This is a genomic window from Actinospica sp., assembly GCF_035552695.1.
In the GTDB taxonomy this organism is placed as follows: Bacteria; Actinomycetota; Actinomycetes; order Streptomycetales; family Catenulisporaceae; genus Actinospica.
The window spans coordinates 1-15,696 of record NZ_DASZKT010000245.1; the positions used below are offsets into that span (position 1 = coordinate 1).

Here is a 15,696-nt window from a genome sequence, read left to right on the forward strand (position 1 = left end):
GTTCAGCAGCCGGGCACCGCCGAAGGCAAGCCCGACCTCGCGCTTCTGGAAAGGGTGCTCCTTGGACTTCGCAACCTCTAGCCCGGGCTACGCCGCGCCCGCGCCTTCGGGGCCGACCACTTCGGTCAAGATCGTCGTGGCAGGCGGGTTCGGAGTCGGCAAGACCACGTTCGTCGGTGCCGTCTCCGAGATCAACCCGCTGACCACCGAGGCGGTCATGACGGCGGCGAGCGACGGCATCGACGACCTGTCGAAGGTCCCGGACAAGACAACGACCACCGTGGCCATGGACTTCGGCCGCGTATCGCTGGACCGCGAACTGATCCTGTACCTGTTCGGCACCCCCGGGCAGAACAGATTCTGGTTCATGTGGGACGACCTGACCCGCGGGGCCATCGGCGCCGTGGTGCTGGTCGACACCCGCCGGCTGGCCGACTGCTTCGCCGCGATCGACTACTTCGAGGACGCGGCGCTGCCGTACATCATCGCGGTCAACTGCTTCGACGGAGTGCTCAGCCACGAGATGGACGACGTGCGCGAGGCCCTTTCGGTGCCGACCGACGTGCCCATCGTGACCTGCGACGCTCGGTCGCGGGAGTCGACGAAGCTCACGCTGATCCGGCTGGTGGAACACGCCATGTCCCGCTTCGCCGCGATGCGCTGAACAGCACAGCACGACCGAACAGCACGACGTACCCCCGGCCCGCTCCCCACCGTCCGGAGCGGGCCGGGGGTATGTGTGTGCTCACTCGATCGGACGCCGCAGGAGGTTAGTCCGCGGCCGCGCGGGTTACCGTCCGAGCATGGCGACGATGACGACGAACGTCCAAAAGGGCGAGGAGCACTTCGGCTACGTGGTGTTCATCGCGGCCGCGGCGGCGATGGGCGGCTTCCTGTTCGGCTATGACAGCTCCGTGATCAACGGGGCGGTCACCGGCATCCAGAAGCACTTCAACGTGGGCTCCAACCAGACCGGGTTCGCGGTGGCCTCGGCGCTGCTCGGCTCGGCCTTCGGCGCCTGGTTCGCCGGTTCGCTCGCGGACCGGATCGGCCGGGTGAAGGTGATGCTGATCGCCGCGGTCCTGTTCGTGATCTCCGGCGTCTTCTCCGGACTCGCCGTCAGCATCGTCGACCTGTCCATCTGGCGCATCATCGGCGGCATGGGCATCGGCATCGCCTCGGTCATCGCGCCGGCCTACATCGCCGAGGTGGCCCCGCCGCAGTACCGCGGCCGGCTCGGCTCGCTGCAGCAGATGGCGATCGTGCTCGGCATCTTCATCTCGCAGCTGATCAACTACGGGCTCAGCCAAGCTGCCAACGGCCAGACCACCAACAACCTGTGGGGCCTGCAGGCCTGGCGCTGGATGCTGATCATCGAGGCCTTCCCCGCGCTGCTCTACGGCCTGCTCGCACTGCTCGTCCCGGAGTCGCCGCGCTACCTGATCGCCAACAACAAGCACGACCAGGCCGTCGAGGTGCTCACCAAGGTCGAGGGCCCGAACATCGACATCGAGGGCCGGATCGCGGACATCCACGCGGTGCTCGCCTCCGAGCACAAGCCCGGCTTCCGCAATCTGCTCGGCCCCAACGGCTTCGTGCTGCCGATCGTGCTGGTCGGTATCGGCCTGTCGGTCTTCCAGCAGTTCGTCGGCATCAACGTGATCTTCTACTACTCCTCGCTGCTGTGGCAGTCGGTCGGTTACAACGTCTCGAACTCGCTGCTGCTGTCGGTGTCCACCTCGATCGTGAACGTGATCGGCACGGTCGTCGCGATCTCGGTGATCGACCGGATCGGCCGCAAACCGCTGGCGCTGATCGGCTCCGCGGGCATGACCGTCTCGCTCGGCGTCGTCGCCTGGGCCTTCTCGCACGTGGACAAGGCCACGGCCGTCGCGTCGATCTCGAAGGGGTACGGCACGACGGCGATCGTCGGCGCGCACGTCTACGTGTTCTTCTTCGCGATGTCCTGGGGCGTCGTGGTCTGGGTGCTGCTCGGCGAGATGTTCCCGAACAAGATCAGGGCCCTGGCGCTGTCGGTCGCGGCGGCCTTCCAGTGGGTGGCCAACTTCGCGATCTCCCAGTCCTTCCCGACCATGAGCCGCTGGTCGCTGTCCGGGTCCTACATCATCTACGCCTGCTTCGCGTTCCTGTCGTTCCCGTTCATCGTCAAGTTCGTCAGGGAGACGAAGGGCAAGTCGCTGGAAGAAATGGGCTGATTCAGCCCAGAGTCACCACGAGCTCGTCCGCCTCGGCGTAGTCGACCGCGCCGAGGCGGCCCGCTGCCCGGAGGTCCGACTCGAACTCGCGGATCCGCTCCGCGGATCCGGCGGGCGCTCCCAGCACCACCGACGGGACCTCGGTCCGCATCGAGAGCTTCGCGTCCGTCTTCGCCTTGCGCACGGCGCCGATCGCGGCCGAGGCCACGTCCAGCAACCGACGATCGCCGTCCACGGACTCGAATTCCGCCGCCGTCGGCCACGCGGCGGTGTGGATCGAGTCCTGATGCGTCCAGGACCACACCTCCTGCGTCGCGTACGGCAGGAACGGCGCGAGCAGCCGCAGCAGCGCGCCGAGGACCAGCCGCAGCGTCAACCGAGCCGAGTCGGATCCCGCGTAGGCACGCTCCTTGACCAGCTCCACGTAGTCGTCGCAGAAGGTCCAGAACAAGCGCTCGGTCGCGGCCAACGCGGTGGTGTATTCGTACGCGTCGAAAGCCGCGGTGGCCTCGGCGACGGTCGCCTTCAGGGCGTCGATCAGCGCCGCGTCCAGCGGGTCCGCGACGACCGAGCCCGGTGCGGCCGCCTCGAAGCCGTACACGAATTTCGCCGCGTTCAGCACCTTCGTCGCCAGCCGCCTGCCGACCTTCATCTGCCGCGGCTCGAAGGCGGTATCGGTCCCGGGCCGGCCGAGCGCGGCCCAGTAGCGCACGCCGTCGGCCCCGTACTCGTCGATCAGGTGCTCCGGCGTCACGACGTTGCCCTGCGACTTCGACATCTTCTTGCGGTCCGGGTCCAGGATCCAGCCGGAAAGCGCGGCGTGCCGCCATGGAGTCGCGTCGGCCTCCAGCAGCGAGCGCACCACCGTGGAGAACAGCCAGGTCCGGATGATCTCGTGGGCCTGCGGACGAAGATCCATCGGGTACGTCAGCGCATGCAGTTCGGGGTCCTCAAGCCAGCCGGTCGCCAACTGCGGGGTGAGTGAGGACGTGGCCCACGTGTCCATGATGTCGGGCTCACCGGCGAATCCGCCGGGCACGTTCCGCTGCGCCTCGGTGTATCCGGTGGGCGCCGCGCTCTGCGGATCCACCGGCAGCTCAGCCTCGTCCGGCGCGATCGGCCGTGCGTAGTCGGGCTGTCCGTCGGCGTCGAGCGGATACCAGAGCGGGAACGGGACGCCGAAGTAGCGCTGACGGGAGATCAGCCAGTCCGCGGCCAGCCCGGAGACCCAGTCGTCGTACCGGGCCTTCATGAACGCCGGGTGCCAGGTGATCTGCGCGCCACGGGCCAGCAACTCGTCCCGGTGCGCCATCGTGCGGATGAACCACTGCCGCGAGGAGACGATCTCCAGCGGCCGGTCGCCCTTCTCGTAGTACTTCACCGGATGCGTGATCGGCCGCGGCTCGCCGTCGACGAACCCGCCCTCGCCAAGCAGCCCGAGGATCGCCTTGCGGGCCCGCGTGGTGCTCAGGCCGACCAGCGCGTCGTACGCCTGCCGAGCCGCCGCCGGGTCCGCGCACGGCAGCGCGCCGAAATCGAGTTCCTGCAGCCTGCCGTCGCGGCCGACGATCGTCCGCGTCGCCAGACCGAGTTCGCGCCACCATTGGATGTCGGTCTGGTCGCCGAAGGTGCACACCATGGCGATTCCGGATCCCTTGTCCGGCTGGGCCAGCGGATGCGCGAGCACCGGGACCCGCACTCCGAACAGCGGGGTCGTCGCCTCAGTGCCGAAAAGCCCTTGGTACCGCTCGTCATCCGGGTGGGCGACGAGCGCGACGCACGCGGGTAGCAGCTCCGGCCGTGTCGTCTCGATGAACAACGGCGCACCGGCCGCGGTGAAACGCAGCCGGTGATACGCCGAGGCCCGCTCGCGGTCCTCCATCTCCGCGTTCGAGACCGCGGTCTGGAAGTCCACGTCCCACATGGTCGGCGCCTCGGACTGGTACATCTCGCCCTTGGCCAGCAGCCGCAGGAAGCCGGTCTGCGCGACCTTCCGGGCGCGCGCCCCGATCGTCGTGTAGGTCCGCGACCAGTCCACCGAGAGGCCGAGGCGACGCCACAGGTGCTCGAACGCACGCTCGTCCTGCACGGTCAGCGTTTCGCAGAGCTCGATGAAATTGCGCCGGGAGAGCGGCAGCACCGGCCGCTCGTCCTTCTTCGTGAGCGGCGGCGGGGGAGTGAACTCCGGGTCGTAGGGCAGCGAGGGCTCGCAGCGCACGCCGAAGTGGTTCTGCACGCGGCGCTCGGTGGGCAGGCCGTTGTCGTCCCAGCCCATCGGGTAGAACACCCGCTTGCCGCGCATCCGCTGGTAACGCGCGATCAGATCCGTGTGCGTGTAGGAGAACACGTGCCCGACGTGCAGCGAGCCCGAGACCGTCGGCGGCGGGGTGTCGATCGAGTAGACCTGCTCGCGCGACTCCGGGGCTACGAAGCGGTAGGTCCCGGCCTCGGCCCAGACCTTCGACCACTTCTCGTCCAATCCGTCGACGGATGGACGCTCCGGAATCGGCACCCCGGTCTCCCTTCGCTCGGTTACCTGATCGGCGCTGCCTTCAGGGCGAGCAGCGCCATGTCGTCGCTCAGCGGGCCCTCGCCGAACTGCTCGACGCCGCGCTGGATCCGCGCGGTGATCCCGGCGGCGGACAGCGCCTTGCAGTCGGCGAGCATCCGGGCCATGCCCTCGTCGCCCAGCATGACCCGGCCGGCGCCCCGGCGCTCCGACGCGCCGTCGGTGTAGCCGAGCAGCGCGTCGCCGGGCCGGAGCACGACGGTATCGATGTGGAAGCCCGGATCGCCATCGATTACTCCGAGCAGCGGCTGCGAGGACGCCGAGATCTCGACGACCCCGCCGGCCCGCAGGATCAGCGGCGGCGGGTGTCCGGCGCAGATCAGCGCGAGGCTGAGCGAGCCGTCCGGCTGCGGTTCGGCCTCGGCGTAGACCAGGGTCAGGAACCTGCCGCGCTCGCCCTCGTCCAGGATCGCCTGGTTCAGCCGGTGTATCACGGTCGAGGGACGCAGGCCCTCGCGGGCCAGCAGCCGCAGCGCGTGCCTGGCCAGGCCGGTGACGGCCGCCGCCTGCGGGCCGGTGCCGCACACGTCGCCGATCGCCAGTCCCCAGCAGCCCTGCCGGATCTCGAACACGTCGTAGAAGTCGCCGCCGACCATCGTGTCGTACGCCCGGTCCGCGCTCGCCCCGTCCTGCCCGGCCGGATGGTAGAACACGGCGATGTCGGCCCCGGCCACCCGCGGGATCTCCGGCGGCAGCAGCGAGGCCTGCAGCAGGTTGGCGGTGCGCCGCAGCTCGGCGTAGGACAGCGCGGCGTCGTACGTCACCGAGATCCGCCTGGCCAGGTCCCAGGCCAGATCCGCGGCGTCCCTGGCGAAGCTCGCGCCCGGCTGCGTCGCCAGCGCTATCGTGCCGAGCGGGCGGCCGCGCGCCTCCAGCGGAAGCACCAGCAGTTCGCCGGGCCGCAGCGCGTCGGCCGCGGTGGCGGGCCAGAGTCCGCCGTCGGTTCCCGGCTCCGGCTCGCCGGACGCGCGCACGGCCTCGGCCAGCGCGTCGTACATCTCCTCGTCGGCGTGCCAGACCAGCGCGGGCTTCTCGCGCCCCGTCTCGTCGCGCCGGTAGATCGCGCACCAGCGGGCCAGCGAGGGCACCAGCAGTTGCGCGGCCAGCGCGAGCGTGCGCTCCGGATCCAGCGACCCGGCGAGCAGTTCGCCCGCCTCGGCCAGGAAGGACAGCGCGGCACGGCGGCTCTGCCCGGCCTCCGCGAGCCGCGCGGTCTCCACGGTCAGCGCGATCCGCTCGGCCTCCGCGGCCAGCCGCAGCGCGTCCGGGTCGCCGAACCGGCCCGGCGCGTGGTCGGCGACGGCGATCAGGCCGGTGGTGCGCCCGCCGACCGCCAGCGGGGCGGTGGCCAGCGAACGCAGTCCGAGCTCGGCCAGCGCCGCGACCAGCGCGCTGGAGTGGTCCCCGGGACCGGCGAGGTCCGGGTAGACGGCCGGGAAGGCGGACAGGTCGATCCGGCTCGCCGCGCTCGGCGACTGGGTGACCGGGGGCAGCGAGCCCGCGCGCACCCCGGCGGCGGCGCGCAGCCGGAGCGTGCCCGGCGCGTCGTCCTCGGCCAGCAGGATCACCGCGGAGTCCATCTCGAACAGGTTCCTGATGTGCTCGGCGACCCCGCGCAGGTGCTCGTCCAGCTCCTCGATGCTGTGCGGGTCCCAGGGCGGCAGGTCGTCCGCGGCCTGGGCGGCCGGCACCGGGGGCAGCGCGTCGGCCGGGCCGGGATCGCCGCCGGGCAGCCGCAGCTCGAACCAGACCTGCTTGGCGCCGCGCGAGTACTGCACGCCCCAGGCGTCCGCGAGGTAGCTGATCAGATACAGCCCGTAGCCGTGCTCCGACTCGCCCTTCTCGACGGTGGCGCGCGTGGTTTCCGGCCCGGCCAGCGCGGGCAGGGGCTTGCTCGGATGCCGGTCGGCCACCTCGACCCGGATCCCGGCGGGCACACCGTCGGCCCCGGGGCGCAGCTCGCACTGCACCGAGGCAGCGGTGCCCGCGTGCACGACGGCGTTGGTCACCAGCTCGCTGGTGAGCAGCAGGGCGTCGTCCAGCACCGACTCCAGTCCGAATTCGCCGGACTTGCCCCATTCCGTCAGGGTTTCCCGGACGAAGTGGCGCGCCCGGTTGGCCGCCTCGGGCACGACGGCGAACTGGGCGGCTCGGGACTGGCTCACGACGTGCAGTGTAGAACGAATACCGCCGCTGTATTTCGGATTGAATCAGGACAACGGCGTCGGCGGACGGCATACGATACAAGGACGGACGCCGCAACGCGGGAAGTACAACCTTGCCCGACCACCACCGGGCGAGTCGGAGGAGTGCCGATGACGCAGCGCGCGACGAGCATGGCAGATGCGGCGGTGGACGAGGCGACCGCGGTCGAGTTGGCCGAGGCGCTTCGCACGCTGCGCTCGGTCCGGGACGGCGATCTGCGCCGGCGGCTCGACGTGCGCCCCGGCTCCCCGATCGCCCAGCTCGCGGCCGTGGTCAACGAGATCGTGGACCGTGAGCAGGCCCTGCACGCCGAACTCGGCCGGGTGTCGAAGGCGGTGGGCCGCGACGGGCGGATCGGCGCCAGGATGGCGCCGGGCCCGGGCGGCGGCTCCTGGCAGCGCACCGTCGAGTCGGTCAACGGGATGCTGGACAACCTGGTGCTGCCGATCCAGGAGACCAGCCAGGTCGTCGAGCTGCTCGCCGAGGGCAAGCTGCGCGAGGCCGCGGCCGTCCCGGTGGACCACCAGGTGGACGGCAGGACCCTGCGCGGGGACATGCTGCGGCACGTGCGCGGTGTGAATCGCCTCACGATCCAGCAGCGGCAGCTGCACGAGGCCATCGAGTGGATGACCCGGCAGGTCGCCGGCGAGGAGGTCGGTCCCGGCCAGTTCGCCGGACGCACCGGCGCGCCGCCCGCCGCCGGCCCGCGGGCCGGGCAGTTCCCCGGCGAGTGGTCCACCCTGATCGGCTCGATGGAGCAGACCTGGTCCCGGCTCGGCGCGCAGGTGCACGAGCTGCTGCGGGTGACGACGGCGGTGGCCGGCGGCGACCTGTCCCGCAAGGTCGAGGGCCCCGCGGCCGGTGTGATGGACGAGCTGAAGTCGACGATCAACTCGATGGTGGACCAGCTCTCCGGTTTCGCCTCCGAGGTGATCCGCGTCACCCGCGAGCTCGGCACCGAGGGACGGCTCGGCGGCCAGGCCCAGGTGCCCGGCGCCGACGGCATCTGGCGCGACCTCACCGACTCGGTGAACTCCGCGGCGCTGAACCTGACCGCCCAGGTGCGGGACATAGCCGGCGTCACCACCGCCGTGGCCGAGGGCGACCTGTCGCAGAAGATCACCGTCGAGGTCGCCGGCGAGATGCTTGACCTCAAGGAGACCATCAACTCGATGGTCGACCAGCTCTCCACCTTCGCCGACGAGGTGACCCGAGTCGCCCGCGAGGTCGGTACCGAGGGCCGATTGGGCGGCCAGGCCTGGGTTCCGGGCGTGGGCGGCACCTGGAAGGACCTGACGAACTCCGTCAACTCGATGGCGTCGAACCTGACCGGCCAGGTGCGTAACATCGCGCTGGTCACGACGGCGGTGGCGCAGGGCGACCTGTCCAAGAAGATCGAGGTCGACGCGTCCGGCGAGGTGCTGGAGCTGAAGAAGACCGTCAACGCGATGGTGGATCAGCTGTCCGCGTTCGCGGACGAGGTGACCCGAGTCGCGCGAGAAGTCGGTACGGAGGGCCAGCTCGGCGGCCAGGCGACCGTGCCGGGCGTCGCAGGGGTCTGGGAAGAGCTCACGTACTCGGTGAACTCGATGGCGTCGAACCTGACGAGCCAGGTGCGTAACATCGCGCTGGTCACGACGGCGGTGGCGCAGGGCGACCTGTCGCAGAAGATCACCGTCGACGCGCGCGGCGAGATCCTCCAGCTGAAGGACACCGTCAACACGATGGTGGATCAGCTGTCCGCGTTCGCCGACGAGGTGACCCGAGTCGCCCGAGAAGTCGGTACCGAGGGCCAGTTGGGCGGCCAGGCGCACGTGCGCGGCGTCGCGGGCATCTGGAAGGACCTGACCGACACCGTCAACGTCATGGCCTCCAACCTGACCACCCAGGTGCGAGGCATCGCGCAGGTGGCCATCGCGGTGGCGCGGGGCGATTTGTCCGAGAAGATCGACGTCGACGCGCGCGGCGAGGTGCTGGAGCTGAAGAGCACCATCAACGCGATGGTGGATCAGCTGTCGGCGTTCGCGGACGAGGTGACCCGAGTCGCGCGAGAAGTCGGCACGGAGGGCCAGCTCGGCGGTCAGGCCAAGGTCCCCGGCGTGGCCGGCACCTGGAAGGACCTCACCGACACCGTCAACGTCATGGCGAACAACCTGACCGGCCAGGTCCGCAACATCGCGATGGTGACCACGGCCGTGGCCCGCGGCGACCTGTCCAAGAAGATCGACGTGGACGTGCGCGGCGAGATCCTGGAGCTGAAGAACACCATCAACACGATGGTCGACCAGCTCTCCGCCTTCGCCTCCGAGGTCACCCGAGTCGCGCACGAGGTCGGCACCAAGGGCCAGCTCGGCGGCCAGGCCACCGTGCCGGGCGTCGCCGGGACCTGGCAGCGGCTGACCGAGTCCGTCAACCAGCTCGCCGGAAACCTGACCACCCAGGTGCGCGCGATCGCCGAGGTGGCCACCGCGGTGACCAAGGGCGACCTGACCCAGCAGATCGACGTGGACGCGTCCGGGGAGGTGGACGCGCTGAAGGACAACATCAACCAGATGATCGCCAACCTGCGCGAGACCACCCGGCGCAACCAGGACCAGGACTGGCTCAAGGGCAACCTGGCCCGCATCAGCAGCCTGATGCAGGGCCAGCGTGACCCGCTGGCCGTGGCGCAGCTGATCATGGCCGAGCTCACCCCGGTGGTCAACGCCCAGCACGGCGCGTTCTACCTGCTCGAGGGGGACCAGCTGCGGATGCTCGCCGGCTACGGCCGGGCCGCGGTGACCCCGGACGGCGAAAGCGAGACCTTCCGGCTCGGCGACGGCCTCGTCGGCCAGGTCGCCGAGCAGCGCAAGCAGATCCACCTGACGAAGGTCCCGGCGGGCTACCTGCGGATCGGCAGCGGCCTCGGTTCGGCCGACCCGGCCTCGCTGATCGTGCTGCCGGTGCTCTTCGAGAACCAGGTGCTCGCGGTCATCGAGATCGCCACCTTCCAGCAGTTCACCGAGACCCAGCTGGCCTTCCTGAACCAGATCATGGAGTCCGTCGGCGTCACGGTGAACACGATCATCGCGAACTCGGTGACCGAGGACCTGCTGGCCAAGTCCAGGCAGCTGACCTCCCAGCTGGAGGAGCGCTCCGAGGAACTGCAGTCCCAGCAGGAGGAACTGCGCCGCTCGAACGCCGAGCTCGCCGAGAAGGCCGCGCTGCTGGCCAGGCAGAACAAGGACATCGAGGTCAAGAACTCGGAGATCGAGCAGGCCAGGCAGGCGCTGCAGGAGCGCGCCGACCAGCTGGCGCTGGCGAGCAAGTACAAGAGCGAGTTCCTCGCCAACATGTCGCACGAGCTGCGCACCCCGCTCAACAGCCTGCTGATTCTCGCCCGGCTGCTCTCGGACAACAACGAGGGCAACCTGACGACCAAGCAGATCGAGTTCGCCGACACGATCCACGGCGCGGGCTCCGACCTGCTCGGCCTGATCAGCGACATCCTGGACCTGTCCAAGATCGAGGCGGGCCGGATGGACGTCCAGGCGGCCCCGATAGCACTGTCCTCGCTGGTCGAGTACGTGGAGGCGACCTTCCGGCCGCTGACCGCGGAGAAGGGCCTGGACTTCGCCGTCCGGCTCGACCCGCGCGCCCCCGCCGAGCTGCACACCGACGAGCAGCGGCTGCAGCAGGTGCTGCGCAACCTGCTGTCCAACGCGACCAAGTTCACCGGCGAGGGCACCGTCGAGCTGCGCATCTCGGTGGCCGAGCAGATCCACGTGGGCGATGGCGAGGAGGTCACGACGCTGCCCAAGGCCGTCGTCTTCGAGGTCGCCGACACCGGCATCGGCATCGCCGAGGAGAAGCTGCGGATCATCTTCGAGGCCTTCCAGCAGGCGGACGGCACGATCAGCCGCAAGCACGGCGGAACCGGCCTCGGACTGTCCATCAGCCGCGAGATCGCGCACCTGCTCGGCGGCGCGATCACCGTGCAGTCCACGCTCGGCCGCGGCTCGGTCTTCACGCTGTACCTGCCGTTGGAGCCGCCGATCCAGGCGATCTCGGTACCCCGGGTGCGGATGCCGGAGCAGCGCGGCATGCTCGGCGTCGTGGACGACCACGGCGCGCAGGGCGAGGCCGGGTCGTCGGCCTCCCGGCGTTCCGGCGGCGGAAACAGCGCCAACGGACGCCGCTCGCAGCAGGGCGCCGAGCCCGCGCCGCGCTACAACGGCCGCTTCGACGGCGAGGTGGTGCTCGTCGTCGACGACGACGTGCGCAACGTCTTCGCCCTCACCAGCGTGCTCGAACAGCACGGCCTGACGGTGCGTTACGCGGAGAACGGCCTGGAGGCGATCGACATGCTCGAGCGCGCCGACCGGATCGACCTCGTGCTGATGGACATCATGATGCCCGAGATGGACGGGTACACCACGATGCGCGCCGTCCGCCGGATGGAGCGCTTCGCCGACCTGCCGATCATCGCGCTCACGGCCAAGGCGATGCAGGGCGACCGGGAGAAGGCCGTCGACGCCGGCGCCTCCGAATATGTGACGAAACCGGTCGTCACCGGGCAGTTGCTCGACCTGATCAGACTCTGGCTCACTGCGAGTGATGGTCCCGGACGGGTACGGTAGACGGCGGCACCCACCCACAGCCGGAGCTGGAAGGCGAACCACCCATGGTCGAAAGGGCGAAGATCCTGCTCGTGGACGACCGCCCGGAGAACCTGGTCGCCCTCGAGGCCGTGCTCGGCGCCCTGGACCAGACCCTGGTGCGGGCGACCTCGGGCGAGGAGGCGCTCAAGGCGCTGCTCACCGAGGACTTCGCGGTGATCCTGCTGGACGTGCAGATGCCCGGCCTCGACGGCTTCGAGACCGCCGCGCACATCAAGCGGCGGGAGCGGACCAAGGACATCCCGATCATCTTCCTGACCGCGGTGTCCAACGGCCCGCACCACACCTTCCGCGGCTACGCGGCGGGCGCGGTGGACTACCTCGCCAAGCCCTTCGACCCGTGGATCCTGCGCGCGAAGGTGTCCGTCTTCGTCGAGCTGCACCGGAAGAACCTGCTGCTCAAGGAGCAGGCGCAGCTGCTCGCCGACCGGCTCGCCGCGCGCGACGAGGCCGGCCGGGACGGCGCGTGGCTGGTCGCCGAGCTCGCGGCGCGGCTCGCGGCCGTGGAGGAGAACGTGCACGGCCTCGAGCGGCTCGCGGCCGGCTCGGGCGCGAAGGGGGAGGGCGACCACCAGGCCGCCGTTCCGCGCGCCGACCTCACCGCCGCCCTCGACACACTGGGCACCCGGCTCGGCCGGCTGCGCTCCGCGCTCGACGCCCTGACCTGAGTTCGGATACTTCGCCGTACCGCGCACCGTTCTGACGCCGCGTCCGGTGTCATCAGAACAGGCATCCGGCCGCGATCTTCGAGTACTCTCGAAGCATGCCGTCCCCTGCCTCAGCCAAGCGCACGCAGGCCAAGCGTCCGGCCAAGAAGGCCGCCGCCAAGCCTCGCGCGTCCGCGAAGGGCAAAAACTCGGCCAAGAATGCCCCGACCATCCCGGGACCGATCGAGCTGCTGGTGCGCGCGGTCGAGCTCTTCCTGTCCGTGCTCTGGCTCGGGGCCAGCCGGGGGATCGGCGGCCTGGTACGCACCGGCCGTCGGCGCCGCGACCCCGGACCGCAGACCGGGATGGCCAGCGACGTGCCCGCCGCCCGTACCGATTCGGACGCCCGGCCCGCCTCCGCCGAGGCGCGCGGCCTGCATCCCGACCACCGTCGCGACGGCTGGGGCCTGCTGCTGATCGCGCTCGGCCTCATCGTGGGCGCGGCCATATTCCACAAGATGCCCGGCTGGTTGGGCGACGGCCTCTACACGGTCGTGGCTGGTGCCGCCGGCTGCCTCGCGTGGGCCGTGCCGCTGCTGCTGTTCGGCCTCGCGGTGCGCGTGATGCGGCACCCGAAGGAGACGGTCGAGGACGCCGGGCGGATCGCCATCGGCCTGACCTGCCTGAGCCTCGGCGTGCTCGGCATCGTGCACATCGCGCGCGGCGCCCCGCGCCCCTCGATGGGCTCCGAGGCGATGCGGCACGGCACGGGCTGGATCGGCTGGTTCGCCTCCGCGCCGCTCTCGGCCGTGTTCAGCCAGTGGGTCACCGTGCCGCTGCTGGTCATGCTGGCCTTCTTCGGCCTGCTGGTCACGACCGCGACGCCGGTCTACCGCATCCCCGGCCGGCTGCGCAACGCGCGTTCCACGGCCGATCGGATGCTGGACACCGCGTTCCACGGCCGACTGCCCGAGGACGATCCGCGCGTCGACGGCGAGCAGGAGCCGAGCGGGCTCCCGGCCGTCCGCGGACTGCCGCTCGCGCCGCCCGTCCCCGATGACGAGGTCCAGCCCAACCTCCCGGACGACCCCGACCTCGCCGAACCGACGGTGCTGCTTCCGCTGCCGATGCAGCAGCAGAAGGAACAGAAGGCGAAGGCCCGCAAGAAGGCGCAGGCCGCCCCCGCGCAGCGCGTCGAGCAGGTCACCCTGCTCAGCGGCGAGGACTATCAGCTCCCGGCGATGGACCTGCTCGCCCAGGGCGCGCCGCTCAAGGCCAGGTCCAAGGCGAACGACTCCGTCGTCGAGGCGCTGACCGGCGTGTTCGCCCAGTTCGTGGTGGACGCCAAGGTCACCGGCTTCACCCGCGGGCCGACCGTGACCAGGTACGAGGTCGAACTCGGCCAGGCGGTCAAGGTGGAGCGCATCACGGCCCTGTCGAAGAACATCGCCTACGCGGTGGCCTCGGCGGACGTGCGGATCCTGTCGCCGATCCCCGGCAAGAGCGCGATCGGCATCGAGATCCCGAACACCGACCGCGAGATGGTCTCGCTCGGCGACATCCTGCGCTCCGGCGACGCGGCCACCGATGCGCACCCGATGCTCGTCGGCCTCGGCAAGGACGTCGAGGGCCGGAACATCACGGCCAACCTGACGAAGATGCCGCACATCCTCGTCGCGGGCGCGACCGGCGCCGGCAAGAGCACCTGCATCAACACGCTGATCACCTCGGTGCTGATGCGGGCCACCCCGGAGCAGGTGCAGCTGATCCTCGTCGACCCCAAGCGGGTCGAGCTGACCGCGTACGACGGCGTACCCCACCTCGTCACCAAGATCATCACCTCGCCGAAGAAGGCCGCCGAGGCGCTGCAGTGGGTCGTGCGCGAGATGGAGCTGCGCTACGACGACCTCGCCGAGACCGGCTTCCGGCACCTCGACGACTACAACGCCGCGGTCGAGGCGGGCAAGATCAAGGTCCCGCTCGGCAGCGACCGCGAGTACCGCAGGTACCCGTACCTGCTGGTGATCGTGGACGAGCTGGCCGACCTGATGATGGTCGCGCCGAGGGACGTCGAGGACTCGATCGTCCGCATCACCCAGCTCGCCCGAGCCGCGGGCATCCACCTGGTGCTCGCGACCCAGCGCCCGAGCGTCGACGTCGTCACGGGCCTGATCAAGGCCAACGTCCCGTCACGGCTGGCGTTCGGCACGTCCTCGCTCGCCGACTCCCGGGTCATCCTCGACCAGCCCGGCGCCGAGAAGCTCGTCGGCAAGGGCGACGCCCTGTTCCTGCCGATGGGCGCGTCGAAGCCGGTCCGCCTCCAGGGCGCGTACCTCTCCGACGAGGAGATCACGGCCGTCGTCGACCACTGCAAGTCCCAGCTCCAGGCCGAGTACCGCAGCGACGTCACCGAGACCCAGGCCGCGGCGAAGAAGCCCGAGGAGGAGATCGGCGAGGACCTCGAGCTGCTCGTCCAGGCCGCCGAGCTGATCGTCTCCAGCCAGTTCGGCTCGACCTCGATGCTCCAGCGCAAGCTCCGCGTCGGCTTCGCCAAGGCCGGCCGCCTGATGGACCTCCTCGAACAGCGCGGCGTCGTCGGCCCGAGCGAGGGCGCCAAGGCCCGCGAGGTGCTCGTCCGCCCCGACGACCTCCAGCAGGTCCTCGACGCCCTCAACGCCGAGGCCTGACCCGCGCCCCGAAGGCCGCGGACGCCGCAGCCGGAGTCCCGCCTTCGTCCGGCGCGTAACGCACTGCCGCCGCGATTGTCCGCGTCGTGGCCGCGTGGTCGGTGCCTGGTGCTGCTGGGTCCGGTGTTCGTGGGAGGGCGAGTTGTCCGCGCCCCGCCCACCCGCCCCACGCCCGGCTCCCAGCGCGCCCGGCTCGCGTCGGCGGCCTGCGGTAGGCCAGCGGTCTGCGCCGTTCCGCGCTTCGCCCGGCTCGGCGTCGCGATTTCGTCAGGCGTGTGAGGCACTGCCGTCACGATTGTCCGCGTCGTTGCTCTGTGGTCGGTGCCTCGTGCCGCTGAGTCCGGTATTCGGGGGAAGGCGAGTTGTCCGCGCCCCACCCACCCGCCCCACGCCCGGCTCCCAGCGCGCCCGGCTCGCGTCGGCGGCCTGCGGTGGGGGGATCTGCTCGGGCGCAAGCAGAGAACGGTGGCGTTAGACAGGCGAAGAAGGAAGCGCAGAGCTGTCCGTGCCGCGTCCGGCGGCTCGGCTCGTCCCGCGAGGCGCTGATCGAGGGCCTGGATCTCACGATGCTGTCGGCGGCCGTTCGACGGTCGGGTCCGGGTGCCGATTCGGTCGGTCGGGAATGCGTGACCTTTCCGCTGACGGGGCGTTAGGCGATCGGACGCGCGCCCGCCAATCGGGGGAATCCACGGCTCGGGAGGGGACGGGTGGCCC

At 70.5% G+C, this 15,696-nt stretch carries 7 protein-coding genes; 5 read left to right on the top strand and 2 right to left on the bottom strand.

The window, feature by feature from the left end; all coding sequences use genetic code 11:
• The first annotated feature begins 61 nt into the window (after window positions 1–61).
• Window positions 62–664 carry a GTP-binding protein gene (locus VG296_RS27525; protein WP_349259713.1) on the top strand — a complete coding sequence of 201 codons (603 nt, stop codon included), beginning with the start codon at window positions 62–64 and terminating at the stop codon, window positions 662–664.
• Between the two features lie 139 nt (window positions 665–803).
• The gene (locus VG296_RS27530) at window positions 804–2,216 is read left to right on the top strand and encodes a sugar porter family MFS transporter (protein WP_325570737.1); all 1,413 of its coding nucleotides are present in this window, start codon (window positions 804–806) and stop codon (window positions 2,214–2,216) included.
• Window position 2,217: 1 nt separating this feature from the next.
• Here VG296_RS27530 and valS read toward each other — a convergent pair whose 3' ends face one another.
• Together valS and VG296_RS27540 are read right to left on the bottom strand one after the other, a co-directional pair.
• Window positions 2,218–4,722, bottom strand: a complete 2,505-nt coding sequence (gene valS, locus VG296_RS27535) for a valine--tRNA ligase (protein WP_349259714.1) — start codon at window positions 4,720–4,722, stop codon at window positions 2,218–2,220.
• A gap of 26 nt (window positions 4,723–4,748) precedes the next feature.
• A complete protein-coding gene (locus tag VG296_RS27540; RefSeq protein WP_325570741.1) occupies window positions 4,749–6,950 on the bottom strand; it encodes a SpoIIE family protein phosphatase in 2,202 nt (733 codons plus the stop codon).
• A gap of 150 nt (window positions 6,951–7,100) precedes the next feature.
• On the opposite strand from VG296_RS27540, the gene VG296_RS27545 reads away from it, so the two are divergent.
• The 3 genes from VG296_RS27545 (at window position 7,101) to VG296_RS27555 (ending at window position 14,982) form a co-directional block, all read left to right on the top strand.
• Window positions 7,101–11,609, top strand: a complete 4,509-nt coding sequence (locus VG296_RS27545) for a HAMP domain-containing protein (protein ID WP_325570743.1) — start codon at window positions 7,101–7,103, stop codon at window positions 11,607–11,609.
• A gap of 44 nt (window positions 11,610–11,653) precedes the next feature.
• Window positions 11,654–12,316, top strand: coding sequence for a response regulator (locus VG296_RS27550; protein WP_325570745.1), 663 nt, complete (start codon window positions 11,654–11,656; stop codon window positions 12,314–12,316).
• A gap of 95 nt (window positions 12,317–12,411) precedes the next feature.
• Entirely contained in the window at window positions 12,412–14,982 is a 2,571-nt protein-coding gene (locus VG296_RS27555) for a DNA translocase FtsK (RefSeq protein ID WP_325570747.1), read from the top strand.
• The last annotated feature ends 714 nt before the right edge of the window (window positions 14,983–15,696 follow it).

What these genes read in the sequence shown, in the direction of transcription:
- VG296_RS27530 (WP_325570737.1), top strand. Translation starts at nt 804, where the DNA reads ATGGCGACGATGACGACGAACGTCCAAAAGGGCGAGGAGCACTTCGGC.
- VG296_RS27545 (WP_325570743.1), top strand. Translation starts at nt 7,101, where the DNA reads ATGACGCAGCGCGCGACGAGCATGGCAGATGCGGCGGTGGACGAGGCG.
- VG296_RS27550 (WP_325570745.1), top strand. Translation starts at nt 11,654, where the DNA reads ATGGTCGAAAGGGCGAAGATCCTGCTCGTGGACGACCGCCCGGAGAAC.
- VG296_RS27555 (WP_325570747.1), top strand. Translation starts at nt 12,412, where the DNA reads ATGCCGTCCCCTGCCTCAGCCAAGCGCACGCAGGCCAAGCGTCCGGCC.